Raw genomic sequence first — 16367 nt, 5'->3', positions numbered from 1 at the left:
TCCCTGTTTAATTCGGGGTTGAGGTTGTATCAACCACGGCAATTCGTCCCTCATCGTTGGAAGGCTGGCGAAAACCGTGGTTGTAATAGGCAGAACATGCGCCTTCAGAAGAAACCATCAGCGCACCAAGTGGTGCTTGCGGTGTACAAGACTCACTGTACATTTTGCATTGCCAAGGCTTGATTAGGCCTTTCAACACTTCGCCACATTGGCAGGCTTCAGGCTCATGAGTATTATGGTGAGTAACAATGAATTTCTGCTCGGCATCCCATGCGGCATATTCTGGACGCAATCGCACACCGGCATCCCCAATTTCGCCAAACCCACGCAACTCCGTCACGGGATAGGTGTCATAAACCGTTGTCATGGCATCCAGACCGGGATCATTTCCCGCATTATCAACGACTCGGCGATACTGGTTTTCGACCTCGCAACGTTCATCGGCGATTTGTGAGACCAACATCAGTATGGATTGGAGAATATCGAGCGGCTCAAAACCGGTTATTACGATGAGCTTACCATAGTCTTGTGCGATGAATTCAAAGGGTGTTAAGCCGATGACCATGCTGACATGTCCCGGCGCGAGAAAGCCATCAAGGTTAAGATCCGGTTCGTTTAATATGGCATCAATTGTGGGGGCTGTCGTAATGTGATTACAAAACAGAGAAAAGTTTTGTAGCCCTTCTTTTTCTGCCTGCAAGACGGTTAGCGCGGTACTTGGCATCGTGGTTTCAAAGCCTAGAGCAAAAAATACCACCTCTTTCTCTGGATATTTTCGCGCTAAATGAAGTGCATCTAGTGGCGAATAAACCAATCGAATGTCACAGCCGCGGGCTTTTGCATCCAATAAGCTGCCTTTACTTCCCGGTACGCGCATGGCATCGCCAAACGTTGTGAAAATCACATCTGGGTTTTCTGCGATATCAATACAATCGTCTACTCGCCCCATGGGTAATACGCATACTGGACAACCTGGGCCATGAATCATTTCAATCCTGTCTGACAGGAGGCTTTCAATGCCGTATTTAAACAAGGTGTGCGTATGCCCACCGCAAAACTCCATAAGCTGCAACGGGCGCATAGCTTGCCCTGTTAAAGAAACGCGTTTTTGATCAATCACATCTAGCTTGGCATTTATTGCATCCAAAAGACCTTGTACGACTTCTGGGTTGCGAAATTCATCTACGTATTTCATCGCTGCGTTCCTCCTTATCATCGTGATGTGATGAATGCGCCATGGCATCCAATTCCTCCTGTAACTCACCGATTTCTACAAGTAACGCGAGTGTTTTTTCGGCTTCTAGGGCGTCGATTCTGCTCATGGCAAAACCGACATGCACCAATACCCACTCACCAATACAATCGTCAGGTCGCTCTCCATTCAACACACAGGCAATATTTACCGGCCGACGAACACCTGAAATTTCAACGATGGCGATACAATTTGCCTCATCGTCAATGCGCATAATTTGTCCGGGAATCCCGAGGCACATTGGGTATCTCCTTATTGATTGCTCAACTTGTTCTGCTCAAGTCCATAGCGTTCGAGTTTTGCTCTCAAACCTACACGTGATAACCCAAGCTCCAGCGCCGCTTTGCTCTTATTCCATTTATGTCGGATTAATGTTTCTTTAAGGATCCGCGCCTCAAGTACCTCTACGCGGTCTTTAAGACTGCCTTCGTCCAGCAGAGGCATGTTGGTTTGTTGTACATCGCCACAGGCGACTTTCAACACCTTAGACGACAGTAAATCCGCACCCAGTTGTACAGAGTCTGTCATCACCAACATACGGCGTACTTCGTTTTCCAATTCCCTGACATTTCCCGGCCAATGGTAGGCCGACATACATTCAAGGGCTTCATCGGTAAATCCATCGACAGGTTTGTCATAGGCAATGATGTGATTTTGCAAAATCCAGTTAGCGATGACCGAAATGTCCATAGGGCGCTCTCTAAGAGGCGGAATATGGATCGGAACGGCAGCGAGTCGATAGTAAAGATCTTCTCGAAAACGGCCTGCCCGTACTTCGTCCTCAAGATGACGATTAGTGGCAAAAATAACGCGCACATTGACATGACGACTTCGATTGCTCCCTAGAGGGCGTATTTCCCCTTCTTGCAGAAAGCGCAGTAATTTCACTTGAAACTCAAGCGATGTATCGCCTATTTCATCCAGAAAAACGGTTCCGCCATCAGCTTGCTCTAACAAGCCCGTTCGCTCCGTCGTCGCTCCTGTAAATGCGCCGCGTGTGTGACCGAATAATTCGCTTTCGAGCAACTGAACTGGCATTGCGCCACAATTCTCTGTCACAAACGGTTTGTCAGCCCGGTGGCTGCTGTAATGAATCGCTCGGGTTATCAATTCTTTACCCGTTCCTGATTCTCCGGTTACCAATACAGGAATATCGAACGGTGCGATGCGGGCAACTTGCGCACAAATTGCTTTCATTGGACTGTTTTCGGCGCTGGTTATGTTGTCGAAGTGGTGACGATGTTTAAGTTCATCGCGCGATTGTTTCAGTTTTTCATCCCACTGCGTGGCGGTCAGTTTTAATTCGACATTCAGCAGCGCATTTTCTCGCTGTAAGCGATGAAGACGAACCGCATTTTTGAGCGTGAGAATAAGGTGTTCAGGCTGCCAAGGTTTGGGAATAAAGTTATAAATTCCCGCCTCGTTAATCCCTTTGATCAGATCGGCTGGGTCGGTATAGGCCGAGATAATAATTCGAATGACATCAGGCCATTGATTGCGGACTTGAGTAAGAAAATCAGTGCCGCTGATATCTGGCATCCGTTGATCTGAAACCACCACTTGCACCGGAATTTCTGACAGCACCTTTTCTGCATCGGCAACGTTATCCGCAGTCAGAACCGAAAATTCATCTTCCAATATGCGGCGTAGCGCCTGCAATGACATAGGCTCATCATCGACAACCAGTACAATGGGTAATCGCGAACTTTGCATTACTTCCCCACTTTTTAACAACTACGTGGTTCTACGTGGATCGGTGTTTTCTGAACCTTTCGAAATCTCGCTCTCTATTGCCTGTATCTGATTTAATAACCTCTCTTTCTGCTGCGCCAAAACACGTTCTTTTTGCTCCCGCAGCCAATCCAGCCAAACCACCAAACCTTGCTCGGATGTTGCTGAGAGCTCAATGATGGTAGCGAGAGGATTAACCTTCAATATGTTGTCTTTGCACACCGCTAAATCAAAAGAGACGTAAGGCAGTAAGTCAATTTTATTGAGGATCACCAACTGCGAAGCAGCAAACATATCGGGGTATTTCAACGGCTTGTCTTCACCCTCAGTCACGGAAAGGATCGCGACCTTGCAATACTCGCCGAGGTCGAACGCCGCAGGGCAAACTAGGTTCCCGACATTTTCGACAAACAGCAAACAGCGTGGTTTTAACTTAAGGTCGTGGGCAGCATGGCTAACCATATGCGCATCAAGGTGGCATCCTTTTCCTGTGTTCACCTGAATCGCAGGTACACCTGTTGCGCGGATACGCTCTGCATCGTTAGTGGTCTGTTGATCGCCTTCGATAACCGCTAGGGTTTGATTGGCTTTCAACAGTTCCAGCGTTTTCACTAACAGTGTGGTTTTCCCTGAGCCAGGGCTGGAAACCAGATTCAGTACCAACTGGCCATTTTCAATGAATTGATCGCGGTTCTCTGTGGCGTAGATGTCATTCTTGGCCAGTATGTTTTGCTCAATACTGACCATCCTTGACTGGCTTAATCCTGGAGCGTGCGCCCCCGCGGGTCCTTTTCCGTAGTGGTGATGATCATGACCTTTATCGTGGTGGTAACTATGATCGTGAGGGTGACTATGGTTATTTTCGGCGTTGTTATCACTGCAGCCACAGACTGTACACATTATTCAACCTCCACTTCCGCTATTCGCATTTCTCCGCCAGTTGAAAGCGTCAGCCCGCTACTTCCACAAAGGTCACAAGACGAATAACGGGCTTGCATATCCGTCAGACGCTGGCAGGTTTCACACCAACCGCGTCCAGGCACCAGATTGATTTTCAGTTCCGCTTCTTCAGCAAGGGTTCCCAAGGCAACCACGGGAAAGCAAAAACGCAGACTTTCAATTTCCACACCGGCAAACTGTCCGATGTCTAATTGCAGCACCAGTACACGCGAAAACTGATGGGCTTCAGCTTGCGACTTCAATGTGTTTACGATGCTCTCGCAGATTGATAACTCGTGCATGTAACAACTCCCTTGCTCGTGTCGTGACGCTTCCTCTAGAAGACACAGCATGGAGCGTGCCAAGCGAAAGCGTTCTGCAAAATAAACAGCCAACCCTAATAACGACGGGGCTCTCAATTAACCATAATTAAAATAAGTATAAACGAAAATGCAACGACGCGCCCCGCCACCGAAAGGCTACTTTCCATTATTCTCAAGAGCTGGAAACTCTCTAACCAGGCTTGTGCGCAAAAAAATCCCCTCGTCGATGACTCTTAGAGGGGAAAACCGGAAAGATGGGATTAACACATGTACGTGTTTATTCTTGTGGGTGTTGCAGTGTACAAAATGAGTTTCTTATCAATCAGTATCGACCTTTACCTCCTGTTGCTATGTAGTCCGCGAGTTCTGCTTGCTGTTGCCCAATCGCCGTCACCGTGTGGTGAACGCGCTTTACAACGGCACGCATAAAATCAAAGACTAACTTAGGGTGTGTTGTGATCAGTGGGTCTATGTCTTCCCGGTTGAAACACAGCACAGTTGCATTGCCAAGTGCCTGCACGGAGATGCTTCTGGGCTCTCCGTCGATAAAGCTCAATTCCCCAATCAAATCCCCCTGATGCAGGGTATGAAGAAGGTTTATCTTTCCGCTGGATTTGTTTTCACGACAAAACGCTAAACGACCAGAAGTGACGATGTAGAAGCTATTTGCGGCATCTCCCGTTCTGTAAAGAAATTCGCCATCGTCTAAGGATGTCTCCGTCGCGGCTTGTTGGGCCAAGATCGTTGCGCCAGACTCACCAATGTACTGCCCTATTGGCGCATCCAGAATCAGTCGCGCTACATTTGTTTCGGTGGGTTTATTCATGTCGTTATCCTTATGCTTTCACGATGACTTTTCGCATGAGTATTAACCGTATTGGCGGATTCAATCAGACCTTTGGTGGTGTCGAAAACGCCAAGAGCGTTGACCATTTCCAATGCTTGGCAGAGATTTTTGTTTGCCTCGTCCGTTAACCCCAGAGACAGTTCCCAGCTTGTCCCTCTTATGGTCAATAGCCAGACATCAGGAAACACCTGATAACATTGATGGCACATAGCGACGATCGACTGTACTGAAATCGCATGCGAGGTGAAGCTGTCGTCCAGCTTGGGAAGGACGCGTTCCATTTTATACTGTGACGTTGTCACTGACTTGGTGGCGTCAACAAATAACACGCGCTTGTGGCGACGAATCAAATCAACGTCTTCAAAGAACAATTGATAATGACGAATCAGCGTGGTTTCACCATGATATTGCGTTTCAGAGATAGCGTTGGCTTCGATCGCATCAATAAATGCCCAGCCCAAACCATCATCTTCTCTGCCGACATTTCCAATGCCATAGATCAAATCAAAATCATGCAGCTGAAGTGGTTTATCTGAATTTTTCATCAATAAGATGTCCTTCTGTATCGAGAAGCGAGATCTGTAAGGGCATTTGCCCCATCGCATGTGTCGCGCAACTTAAACACGGGTCATACGCTCTGATGCCCACTTCGATTGCATTCATCATGCCTTCTGTGATTTCCGGTTTCCCGGAGATCCAATCCTGCGCCACCGATTGCACTGTCCGATTGATGACTTTGTTATTCTGTGTGGTTGAAACAATGAGATTCGCGAACGTCATGTTGCCCGTTTCGTCAGCACGGTAATGGTGAAGTAGCGTGCCACGAGGCGCCTCAACCACACCGACTCCTTCGCCGGTCCATGCACCTTTGGCGGGTGTAATAATCAAGTTCTCTCCCTGCAAATCTGGATCGTTCAACAGATCTTTTATCAATTCTGCCGAATGAAGAATTTCAATCGCTCGGGCCCAATTGGTATGCAGCGTCATGTTGTTGGATTTGCCTTCGGTATACGCGTGGAATCGCTCTAGGGCTTTCTGTGCCAACGGCGTGTGGTAACGCCGCGTGACGTTGAGTCGAGCGAGTGGGCCTACGCGCACAGAGCCAGCTTCTCTTCCCAATGCTTTTAGGTATGGGAATTTCATGTAGCTCCATGACTCTGTGGCTTCAGCAAAGTGCTCCAGATAATCGTGATAGTCTATTTCCAACACCACTTGTTTGTTTTCATCCACTACGCGTATCTTGCCGTGGTAGTAATCGACATCGCCATTCTCGTCGACAAGGCACATATCGAGAGCCTTCACCACACCGAAGCGATCAATTTCCTCTCGGTGCTCTTCGTGATATTGATAAAACAAATTCAACGCATCTTGCGCGTAATCAATCACTGCATCGATAGAAAGAAGGTCCTCATTCCCGTTAAGGAATTTGTCCCTTTCCTGAATGCTGAGATTGCTATTCACCCCCCCAGGTATCGAACTGATGCCGTGCATGCGCTTACCGAGCACAGAAACAATCAGTTCCTGCCCCCATTTACGCAGTTGAATCACGCGCTTTACCAGTTCTGGATTTGCCTCGGCCAACCCCAATACATTGCGTTTTTCTGGTGCTGACTCGATACCAAAAACCATTTCTGGCGCAATCAGGTAGAAATACGCGGTGACATGAGATTGCAGTTGTTGTGCGTAATGGCCCAAGCGACGAATCTTTTCGGGTGTTGGAAGCATTGGAATGCCGTCTTTCAGTCCGACGCCGACCATATCATCCAGTGCTTTTGCACCGCACAGGTGGTGACTGACAAAACAAATGCCACATATACGTTGCAGCAGCATAGGTGCTTCCCAATACGGGTGCCCCTGAATGAATCGCTCGAATCCGCGAAATTCGACAACCTGAAGTCTTGCGTCAGTGACCTCATTATTGTCATCTAGCTGTAGCGTGACTTTGCCATGCCCTTCAATCCGCGTGACTGGATCAATGACTAATGTCTTGCTCATGACTCTTCTCCCTTTAGTCGTAACGATTCACTGCGGTGGGTAAATCCACGTCGCGTCCATTCACCAAGTCATCCAACACTTTGAATATCGCATCGCCATCTGGTGGGCACCCCGGAATGAAGTAATCCATTTTGACAACCTCATGAGCGGGATAAACTTTGGACGTAATTTTTGGCACATCAACATGAGGGATCACGTTTTCTGACCCTTCAACGCGCGTGGGTGAGGAGATATAGGCTTCATCAAGACATTCGATTAACGGAACCTGATTTCTCATGGCTGGTACTCCCCCCAAACAGCGCACGCACCGACAGAAATCAGGATGTCGCAGTTTTCACGGAAGTGTTCAAGTGTCTCGATGTTCTCATCGTTTGCCACGCCACCTTCGATAAAACCGATGACGCAGCGTTCGGGTATGCGTTTTAAGTCAGTGATTGATGAACGTGTAATGTTCACTTTATCCAACAAGCCAAGGATTCGTTCGTCCATATCCAGAAACGACAATGTACAGCCCCAACAGCCGCATAGCCCGATCATGGCTACCTTGATCTTTCCTTCGCGCAACTGTTCTGTTTCACGATCCAGAGGTGTACAGGGTAGTTCGTGGGAAAAAATGCGTTTACAGTCCGTGGATTCCATACTCATTTGTTGTCACTCCTTGTTGCACGATCTCGAACCGATTGAATCTCAAATTTACGTCTACCGATCGGCGCATCGAAACCAACTGCTTTCTTTAAAATGCAACCAACCGGACAGAGTTCCATGGCTTCAGTTACCTGCTCGTCGCTCATTTTATCGGCGAGCACAACGTCAATCTCTATTCGTGCCGTGGATCCTCTGCCGTTAATACTGAAAATCTTCTTGCCCGTTTCTCGGTCTTTCACGAACTCGACACACCGTTGACAGAAAATGCATCGGTCTCTTTCAAGCCAAATTTTCTCTGAGCGAAAGTCCGTTTCTGTAACTGGAAAACGATAGGGAAAACGCGAAACCATCATGCCAGTCTCATACCCGACGGCCTGTAGATCACAACGTCCACTTTTTTCACAGCTTGGACAGTTGTGTTTACCTTCAACAAACAGCATTTCAACGAGTGCTTTACGGATGTCTTTGGTTTCAGGTTCATTGACTTCCACCACCATACCTTCAGATACTGGCACGGTGCAGGAAGCTGCATTGTTCCCATTAACTTTGCAGGTACAAACCCGACACGTACCCAAACAAGGCTTGCCTCGCTGATAACACAATGTGGGGATATACACGCCGTTGTCTGCCGCCACATCCACCAGCATTTGGTTTTCTTTTGCCGTGACTTCCTTTCCATCAATCATCAAGGTAATGCTCATTTCTATACCTCCGAAATGTCGACAGTGTCTACGCTCTGAAAGTATTCCGTTGCGGCGGTAAAATCATGAAGAGCCGCATTAAGATCAAAAGAAGCAAGCAATGACCCTTGTTGCTCAACTAGCTTTTGCTTGTACTCTTCTGGGAAAGCGTTCATAGACGTGAGAATAGGTTTTGGAGAGGTCGTTCCAAGGCCACATCGACTTGCACCCCGAATGATTTTTGCCCAAGCAAAGATCTCATCAAGATCCTGCTCGACGGCACGCCCTTCGATGATGAGTGACACTTTGTTATAAAGTTCGACGTTGCCTGCCCTGCACGGCGTACATATCCCACAGGACTCTTCCACAAAGAAGTGAATAAAATGCCTGACGATTTCCAATAGATTGCGCTCATAGTTGAACACCATCAAAGAGCCGTTACAGGAAAGATCTTTATAAGAAAAGGTTCGGTTACCTTCTCTCGCCGCGGAAACACATTCACCCGAAAGGCCGCTAATTTGTGCAACTCTGGGATTCTGCGCACCAACAAGTTCAAGCACATCCGTGAGGCTAATACCCCACTCAATTTCGTAAATGCCGGGTCTATCAACGTCACCGGACACGCTGATCAAACGTGTTCCTGCAGATTCAGTTGTTTCCATTGCTTCATACCAGCGAGCGCCTTGCTCAAGTATCCGCGTGACATTTGCTAAGGTCTCGACATTGTTAACGGCCGTTGGGCATCCTTTAAACCCTTGATGGACGGGAAACGGTGGTTTTACGCGTGGCGTGCCGCGTTTGCCTTCACATGACTCTATCAATGCGGATTCGTCACCACATATGTATGCGCCTGCCCCCAATTGGATCCTGATATCGAAGTGGAAGTCAGGATTCCCGCCAACGCTGGCGCCAAGCAGCCCACGCACTCTCATGGATGCCAACGTCGACTCAAGGTAATGCACCAAATACCGGTATTCGTAGCGAAGGTAGAGAATACCTTCTCTTGCGCCAATCGCATGGCCCGCGATGATCATACCGGCGAATACCTGCTCTGGGCTTTGGGTCAATATCACGCGATCTTTAAACGTACCCGGCTCACCCTCATCGGCATTGCAGATAACATACTTGGTATCCCCCGGGGCATCATGACACAGTCGCCATTTAAGCCCCGACGAGAAGCCCGCCCCGCCTCGCCCACGTAATTTTGACGTGCTGGTAGCATCAATCACTTCCATAGGTAATAAAGTGACGGCGTCACGTATTATTTGATCGATATTGACGGGTTCACCGAAGAATATTGGCCCAGGCTGACGGATGTTTGAATCTACCAATGATTCAATGTAATCCCTTGAATCCTCGGCATACCCATTTGGATTGACGAGTGCTTTTGGATGAACGCCGGATTTAAATGCCGCGATCAGTGTTCTCACTTTTTCGGGGGTTAAATGAGTAAACGGAATACCGTCGACCAACATCGCAGGTTCCTGATCTGACAATCCGATACACTGGGTATCATACAGCCCTATCAGCCCATCCTCAGTGACTTCACCAAACTGGCAACCAACCGACTCTTCTAACGCAAGTTTGACGTCGTCGTAGCCTTTCATCCTTGCGATAACAGTATCCGCCAAATAGATCGTATGTTTGCCCGAGGGGGAATCGTGTAGGAAGTGATAAAAAGACAGTGTTTCTCTTACATCAAGCGGAGACATATTCAGCCCTGATGCAAGCATGGTGACAAATGAATCTGATATGTATCCTTCGGTTTCCTGTATCGCTATCAGCATATCTATCAGCCGTTCACGGCGATACAGATACCGAGAGAGTGTCGCTTCTACGTTTTTGCTCATTGCTTACTCCTTTCTGCTTCTTCCTGATGCTGTTCGTAAGGTATACAACGTCAGCGTGAGCGGATTTTGGGCAAAGCTACACCTACCCAATTCAAGACATGAGTGGGCTTTCGTTATCTTTTGGTCTTTTGATTAATGTAATTGCAATGTTAATGCCACGTTTAGCTTGGTGTGTAACATGCGATATATCAATACTTTAGCGTCATTGACAGAAAATGTAGGGTGTCAACACTGCTAGAGAGTTTCCAATTCATTCACTTGGTGGTTAATACGTTTCCAATTAAACGCGGGGCGAACCTAATTTCCTCTGAAAATGCTGCGTGTGAACATTTGGATACGAACTGTGCAATAGCGTGTGACAAATGAAATCAATAAAGGGATGTGAAAAAGCCTGATAGCTTTTTCACATCCCTTTATGAGAATTTCTGAGGAATAATTGGTATCTAACTGTTCACTAAGTTTTCGGCGTGATTGACGATGTTATCTACCGTCAAACCAAAGTGGGAATATAGCTGCTCGGCAGGTGCAGACTCACCAAAAGTATCAATACCTAATGCGACGCCATTGGTCCCTACATATTTATGCCAGCCGAGTGTAGAACCCGCTTCGATAGAGATACGACGAGTAATCTGAGAAGGCAAAACGCTTTCTCTGTATTGGTCTGATTGCCCATCAAATGCATCACTACAAACCAGAGAAACCACACGTGCACGGATGGATTTCCTGTTTAGTAATGTGGCAGCTTCAACAGCAAGTTCTATTTCTGACCCTGTGGCGATAAGTATGATATCGGGCTTATCATTCAAACTACCCTCATGCTCTTTAAGAATATATCCGCCCCGTTCAATCAAGGGCAATTGGTCTGCGCGACGAAGTTGATAGGGCAAGGTTTGTCGAGAAAACACGAGAATGTGCAGCCCAGAGTCGTCTTCTATCGCTTGTTTCCACGCGACAGTCGTTTCTACCGTATCGCAGGGGCGCCATACTTTCACGTTAGGCATGGCTCTAAAACTGGCTAAATGCTCAATTGGCTGGTGGGTAGGCCCATCTTCCCCGAGCCCAATCGAATCATGCGTAAATACGAATACATTGTGGATTTTTGACAATGCCGCAATCCGAATGGCATTTCTCATATAGTCAGAAAAAACAAGAAATGTGGCGCAATAAGGGATAAAACCACCATGAAGCGCTAACCCGTTGGCGATGGCTCCCATACCAAATTCCCGCACACCAAAGCGTATGTAGTTTCCTCCTGGAGATGACGGCGAATTATCAATGGCGCCTCGCCAAAACGTATTGTTTGAAGGGCTTAAATCCGCCGAACCGCCTATCAGTTCCGGCAACTTTGGCCCAAGATCATTCAGTGCTTGTTGAGAAGCTTGACGTGTGGCGATACTCTGCGCGCCCAGTGCAGATTCTGTGACAAGATGATCGGCGTGTGTCTTCCATGACGGCGGAAGTTGTTTCTGCATTCGGCGGAGAAATTCGGCCGCGAGTTCAGGGTGTTTTTCAGCATAGCTATCAAATGTGGTGTTCCAGAGGTTTTCTCTTAAAAAACCCTGCTCTTTTTCATCCCAATAGGTTTTGATTTTTAAGGGGATTTCAAAAGGATCGTGAACCCAACCAAGCGCTTTCCTTGTCCCTTGAACTTCGTCTTTCCCCAATGGGGCACCATGAATACCATGTGTTCCCGCTTTGGTAGGTGCACCCTTCCCTATGACGGTTTTACAGCAAATTAATGTCGGTTTATCTTCTATTGCTTGTGCATTAAGAATCGCATCCCGAATTGCACGATGGTCATGACCATCGACCTGTTCAATCACATGCCAACCGTAAGAACGAAAACGCTGAGGCGTATCATCCGTTAGCCAGCCTTCAACATCACCGTCAATAGAGATGCCATTGTCGTCGTAGAATGCGATGAGCTTAGACAACTTGAGGGTGCCTGCAAGAGAGCATACCTCATGCGAAATACCTTCCATTAGACAACCATCCCCAAAAAACACATAGGTATAGTGATCAATGATGTTTAAACCGGGCATATTGAATTGAGCTGCTAGTGTCTTTTCCGCCAATGCCATACCCACTGCATTCGCCAACCCCTGACCCAGCGGGCCTGTGGTCGTTTCAACACCGGGCGTCACACCAAATTCTGGATGGCCTGGTGTTTTGCTGCCTAATTGTCGAAATAGCTTTAAATCTTCAATTGAAACGTCGTAGCCAGTCAGGTTTAACAAGCTATAAAGTAAACACGAAGCATGACCATTGGAAAGAATAAACCGGTCTCGATTGCTCCAGTCAGGGTTCGAGGGGTTGTGTTTAAGGAACTCTCGTCACAAAACCGTCGCGATGTCTGCCATTCCCATCGGTGCACCTGGATGCCCAGAGTTTGCATTTTCCACCATATCGACAGCAAGCATCCGAAGAGCATTAGCGCAGTCCTCATGGATATCAGTTGAAGATAGGTTGTAGTGAATATTTCCATCAAGCTTTGTGAAATCCTGAATGTCGTCTGTCATTTCATTCATGTTTGAATATCCTTTTAAAAACCATCATAAAACACGTTCATATGCGTAGATAAAACACACATAAATCTGTTATGAAAATAAAAATGATACATTCAAAATAATCACTTACCGTTCTAATCACCAATAAGAACGATTTAATTTAAAATAAAAAGATCTTATACCTGCAATTTGGTAGTTAACCTCTCAGCCCAAACCATGGCAGATTAGTTGCATATACATTTAACGCTAATTCCTTCCTTAGCTATATATGTTATTTAATTTATAGTTAGCATAAGAAATCCCAATTGCACTTCTTGTTACTTGCTGAGAATATAAAAATAAAGCCACCTAATCCAAGAGCAACTAATTCAATATAATCTTTAAATTTCGGTTAGTTACCATCAATTTCGCGATAAACAGTGCTTGAGAGTGAGGCTCGATATGGATGCGAAACAGAAAGCCCAACGAAAAAGAATAGAACAGCAAGTTGCTTTGAGAAGTGAAGAGTTAAAACATGTGTTGAGTGTTGGGCTTATAGAGTCAGAATTATTACTCAAAGGCGACGAATTAGATGCCTATCTGTTTTATATTTCAGAGTATTTAAAAGGCAAGCGTTCAGACCAATTGCTGTCTGCGTTTATTTTAACTATTCCGGCGGTCCATAAACACATTGGCGATCAGGTAACGTCATCAATCATTGACAGTATACAGTGCTTGTCTGAATGGATTGGTACCGAACGACTTTGCCAATTTTTAAATATACTCCCTTCGGTGGCAGAACGATTGCGCTCTTTAGAATCGCTAAAAATATATCTTGATACCGTCGCATTTTTGGCATCAACAGCTCCAAGATGCTTACACTTTTTCTTTATGAAATCAGCTTTTTACCTTCATTCTCTACCCATTTTGGGACTTCGCTATTGGGCCTTCATTGGTGCTAAAACACACGCTCACAATTTATCCGCACTAAATAGTTACTTCTCTCTTTCTTCCACTGAAAGCCAGAGCATTTTTCAGCATCAGCGTCCCGGCGTGCTACTTATTGATGTTCAACGGCACCTTCAATTTTATTTGAGAGCCATATGGGACCAGGATTTCTTCATTCGACCTAAATTAACCCTCTCGCACGGTGAGCAAGAAGACACAGGTAAACAAGGTATTACGCAGTGCTCAACAGTAAAAGGAATGACCATTTATCTGCCAGATGCACTTGATCATCACCAATCCATTGATGCAAAAGCATGCTATCGCGCGGCTGCCGCTCACTGTGCAGCACAGTTGAAGCTTGGTCATCGGCGATATCCTGCAGATTTCACAAAATTGCAGCGATTTTGCGTCGAAATCATTGAAGATGCCCGTATTGAACATTTGGCGATTACTGATTTTGCGGGGCTAAAACCGCTTTGGCTTTCCTTGCTATCAAATCAAGGAAAGCTCGCGTCTTCATCATTCGACTGCTTTTTACAAAAGATTGCGATAACACTTCTATCGTTAAACGCACCCTGCACAGATAACCCAATCATTGTTGAATGTCAGAAGCGATTTAAAGAACTGGTTAAAAAACCGCAATCGCTTGAACAAAAACAATCTGTTGAAGCATTGGGCCGTTGGTTAGCCGACAACATTCAAAATAATTTCAATATTGGTGACACCGTAACACTTAAAATAACAGATATCTTTACCTATAGAGATGACAATGAATTCATGTGGATAGATGAGTCTGAGGCGTTTGATGAATGGCAATTAACCATGACTGAACAAGTTCAACGTACCGTCAACGTGATGGAAATGGTGAATGAAATAGACTGCGAACTTGCTGACGAGGATGCTCAGGAAATCTGGCGATTAGAATCTGAATTCTTCCGAGATGGTGACCCTGAAAATGTCAGTTTGAATGCACTTGAAGGTCAGCATCACGTCTCTGCCCCCTTCTATTATTCAGAATGGGATTACACCGCCAACAGTTACAAACCAAACTGGGTAACCCTAACTGAACGATCGGTAACAAAATCCACCAATCAAGACATGGATTCACTGCTAGCCAAGCGAAAATCTCTTTTAAGAAAACTCCGTATGATGATCGAAGCTCTCCAACCCAAAGGGCTCATTCGCCTAAGAAAACAGTACGAAGGAGACAGCTTAGATCTTGATGCTGCTATTGAAGCCATCAAAGAAATTCGTCGGGGTTCCCTGCCTGACATGAACATCGATCAACGATTGATTCGACAAGATCGTAGCTTATCCGTGCTTGTTCTCCTCGATTGTTCGCAATCAACTTTGGAAACAGTGTCTGGACGAGAAGACGATTTGACCATTTTGGACATCGCGAAGGAAGCGACAGCTATACTGGCAGGTGCGGTGAATGAAATTGGAGACCCTTTTGCTATTCATGGATTTTCATCGAATGGCAGAAGTGACGTCCAATATCAACGTGTGAAAGATTTTAATGATGATTATGATGACAATGCTAAAGCACGTTTACTCGGTTTAAATGCAGGCCTATCAACACGAATGGGATCGGCGTTGCGACATGCAAAAACATTTTTGTCTCAACAACCTCATCGGAAAAAGCTACTGTTGATGATAAGTGACGGCGCCCCTGCGGATATTGATGTGCGCGACCCTCAGTATCTTCATGCCGATACGAAAAAAGCCGTCGATGAACTCAATATTGAAGGCATTATTCCGTTTTGTTTAACCATTGACCCGGATGCCGACGCTTACGTGTCTCAGTTATTTGGCCAAGGACACTTTTCGGTGTTGGACTGTGTTGAGCAACTGCCGGAAGTTTTGCCTTCACTTTTTGCTTCTCTAACTAGAGGTGCTCACTGAGCGTGTTATTTGATACGCGTGCATCTCGAATTTGGTTAAGGACACCCGATGCATTTGACGTTAAGACAGCCGAATATTTTCCAAGCTGTCGCTACCCACTCCAGTTACACAAGGGCAGCCGAAGAACTTCACCTCACACAACCTGCTGTCTCAATGCAAATAAAACAATTGGAAGACAATATTGGTCTGCCGCTTTTTGAACAACTCGGTAAATCACTTTTCCTTACGAGTGCCGGAGAAGAGTTGCTCGGTTATTGTGAGCGCATCTCTCAGCAATTAAGAGATGCTGAAGACGCATTTGCTAATATGAAATCGTTGTCAAACGGAAAACTTAGCATCACTGTTGCGAGTACTGCGAACTACTTTGCCGCCAATCTTCTCGCTGCTTTCTCTCAGCAACATCCGGAAATCACGATTCGTCTAAACGTGACGAATAGAGAAAAGCTACTCAAAGACCTAAAGTTCAACCGGCTTTGTTGCTTAATTCGGTTGGAAGACATGGCAGCCTAAAGTTGTTCGGTTCTTAAGCAATATACTGAGTTTCAGGCATACCCAGTCCTGTAAGCTTGTTCAGCGCTTTGATCATAGCGTAAGTCTCGCCAACCTGAGCATTGTAATTTCTTAGGCTTAATTTCCCACCTAGCAGCTGTTTTACTCGGTACATTGCTGTCTCTGATAGTGAGCGCTTGTGATAGCCATACCGCTTTTTCCACTTCTTGTTGGAGCCGTAGAGCTTTTGACAACCTACTGCTAAATTGCGAGGGTG

12 protein-coding genes and 3 pseudogenes are annotated in these 16367 nt (G+C 46.2%); 2 read left to right on the top strand and 13 right to left on the bottom strand.

Annotated elements, in window-relative coordinates; all coding sequences use genetic code 11:
* Positions 1–7: 7 nt before the first annotated feature.
* The 12 genes and pseudogenes from hypD to tkt all read right to left on the bottom strand — a co-directional run bounded on the left by hypD (position 8) and on the right by tkt (position 12781).
* The gene (gene hypD, locus B5D35_RS13640) at positions 8–1195 is read right to left on the bottom strand and encodes a hydrogenase formation protein HypD (protein WP_078753111.1); all 1188 of its coding nucleotides are present in this window, start codon (positions 1193–1195) and stop codon (positions 8–10) included.
* On the bottom strand, positions 1179–1493 hold the full coding sequence (locus B5D35_RS13635; RefSeq protein WP_078753110.1) for a HypC/HybG/HupF family hydrogenase formation chaperone: 315 nt from the start codon (positions 1491–1493) through the stop codon (positions 1179–1181). The genes hypD and B5D35_RS13635 overlap by 17 nt, the downstream gene beginning before the upstream one ends.
* Positions 1494–1504: 11 nt before the next feature.
* Entirely contained in the window at positions 1505–2965 is a 1461-nt protein-coding gene (locus B5D35_RS13630; RefSeq protein WP_078753109.1) for a sigma-54-dependent transcriptional regulator, read from the bottom strand.
* A 21-nt stretch (positions 2966–2986) separates the two neighbouring features.
* On the bottom strand, positions 2987–3883 hold the full coding sequence (gene hypB / locus B5D35_RS13625; RefSeq protein ID WP_078753108.1) for a hydrogenase nickel incorporation protein HypB: 897 nt from the start codon (positions 3881–3883) through the stop codon (positions 2987–2989).
* The gene (gene hypA, locus B5D35_RS13620; RefSeq protein ID WP_078753107.1) at positions 3883–4224 is read right to left on the bottom strand and encodes a hydrogenase maturation nickel metallochaperone HypA; all 342 of its coding nucleotides are present in this window, start codon (positions 4222–4224) and stop codon (positions 3883–3885) included. Before hypA ends, hypB begins: the two co-directional genes overlap by 1 nt.
* Positions 4225–4567: 343 nt before the next feature.
* Positions 4568–5071: a Crp/Fnr family transcriptional regulator gene (locus B5D35_RS13615; protein ID WP_078753106.1), complete on the bottom strand. Its 504-nt coding sequence runs from the start codon at positions 5069–5071 to the stop codon at positions 4568–4570.
* The gene (locus tag B5D35_RS13610; RefSeq protein WP_078753105.1) at positions 5068–5637 is read right to left on the bottom strand and encodes a hydrogenase maturation protease; all 570 of its coding nucleotides are present in this window, start codon (positions 5635–5637) and stop codon (positions 5068–5070) included. Before B5D35_RS13610 ends, B5D35_RS13615 begins: the two co-directional genes overlap by 4 nt.
* Complete coding sequence (locus tag B5D35_RS13605; protein WP_078753104.1) at positions 5621–7087, bottom strand: Ni/Fe hydrogenase subunit alpha; 1467 nt, start codon at positions 7085–7087, stop codon at positions 5621–5623. Before B5D35_RS13605 ends, B5D35_RS13610 begins: the two co-directional genes overlap by 17 nt.
* Positions 7088–7100: 13 nt before the next feature.
* Positions 7101–7576: pseudogene (locus tag B5D35_RS13600) on the bottom strand (NADH-quinone oxidoreductase subunit B family protein).
* 152 nt (positions 7577–7728) lie between these two features.
* Positions 7729–8433 (bottom strand): 2Fe-2S iron-sulfur cluster-binding protein, encoded by a 705-nt coding sequence (locus tag B5D35_RS13595; protein WP_078753103.1) that lies wholly within the window; start codon positions 8431–8433, stop codon positions 7729–7731.
* Positions 8434–8435: 2 nt separating this feature from the next.
* Positions 8436–10262, bottom strand: coding sequence for an NAD(P)H-dependent oxidoreductase subunit E (locus B5D35_RS13590; RefSeq protein ID WP_078753102.1), 1827 nt, complete (start codon positions 10260–10262; stop codon positions 8436–8438).
* A gap of 443 nt (positions 10263–10705) precedes the next feature.
* Positions 10706–12781, bottom strand: a pseudogene (gene tkt, locus B5D35_RS13585) (transketolase).
* A gap of 429 nt (positions 12782–13210) precedes the next feature.
* Between tkt and B5D35_RS13580 the strand changes: the two are divergent.
* Both B5D35_RS13580 and B5D35_RS13575 read left to right on the top strand, forming a co-directional pair.
* Positions 13211–15601: a nitric oxide reductase activation protein NorD gene (locus tag B5D35_RS13580; protein ID WP_078753101.1), complete on the top strand. Its 2391-nt coding sequence runs from the start codon at positions 13211–13213 to the stop codon at positions 15599–15601.
* 48 nt (positions 15602–15649) lie between these two features.
* Positions 15650–16111 carry a LysR family transcriptional regulator gene (locus tag B5D35_RS13575; RefSeq protein WP_244556604.1) on the top strand — a complete coding sequence of 154 codons (462 nt, stop codon included), beginning with the start codon at positions 15650–15652 and terminating at the stop codon, positions 16109–16111.
* A gap of 13 nt (positions 16112–16124) precedes the next feature.
* Here the strand turns inward: B5D35_RS13575 and B5D35_RS13570 are convergent.
* Positions 16125–16367 (bottom strand): annotated as a pseudogene (locus B5D35_RS13570) (IS5/IS1182 family transposase); the annotation flags it as partial.

Source organism: Enterovibrio nigricans DSM 22720 (assembly GCF_900167155.1).
Lineage (GTDB): Bacteria > Pseudomonadota > Gammaproteobacteria > Enterobacterales > Vibrionaceae > Enterovibrio > Enterovibrio nigricans.
Note: the sequence above shows the minus strand (reverse complement) of the source record. Positions and strands in the feature narration are given on the sequence as shown.

What these genes read in the sequence shown, in the direction of transcription:
- B5D35_RS13610 (WP_078753105.1), bottom strand. Translation starts at nt 5,637, where the DNA reads ATGAAAAATTCAGATAAACCACTTCAGCTGCATGATTTTGATTTGATC.
- B5D35_RS13635 (WP_078753110.1), bottom strand. Translation starts at nt 1,493, where the DNA reads ATGTGCCTCGGGATTCCCGGACAAATTATGCGCATTGACGATGAGGCA.
- B5D35_RS13595 (WP_078753103.1), bottom strand. Translation starts at nt 8,433, where the DNA reads ATGAGCATTACCTTGATGATTGATGGAAAGGAAGTCACGGCAAAAGAA.
- hypD (WP_078753111.1), bottom strand. Translation starts at nt 1,195, where the DNA reads ATGAAATACGTAGATGAATTTCGCAACCCAGAAGTCGTACAAGGTCTT.
- B5D35_RS13575 (WP_244556604.1), top strand. Translation starts at nt 15,650, where the DNA reads ATGCATTTGACGTTAAGACAGCCGAATATTTTCCAAGCTGTCGCTACC.
- B5D35_RS13615 (WP_078753106.1), bottom strand. Translation starts at nt 5,071, where the DNA reads ATGAATAAACCCACCGAAACAAATGTAGCGCGACTGATTCTGGATGCG.
- B5D35_RS13630 (WP_078753109.1), bottom strand. Translation starts at nt 2,965, where the DNA reads ATGCAAAGTTCGCGATTACCCATTGTACTGGTTGTCGATGATGAGCCT.
- hypB (WP_078753108.1), bottom strand. Translation starts at nt 3,883, where the DNA reads ATGTGTACAGTCTGTGGCTGCAGTGATAACAACGCCGAAAATAACCAT.
- B5D35_RS13605 (WP_078753104.1), bottom strand. Translation starts at nt 7,087, where the DNA reads ATGAGCAAGACATTAGTCATTGATCCAGTCACGCGGATTGAAGGGCAT.
- B5D35_RS13590 (WP_078753102.1), bottom strand. Translation starts at nt 10,262, where the DNA reads ATGAGCAAAAACGTAGAAGCGACACTCTCTCGGTATCTGTATCGCCGT.
- B5D35_RS13580 (WP_078753101.1), top strand. Translation starts at nt 13,211, where the DNA reads ATGGATGCGAAACAGAAAGCCCAACGAAAAAGAATAGAACAGCAAGTT.
- hypA (WP_078753107.1), bottom strand. Translation starts at nt 4,224, where the DNA reads ATGCACGAGTTATCAATCTGCGAGAGCATCGTAAACACATTGAAGTCG.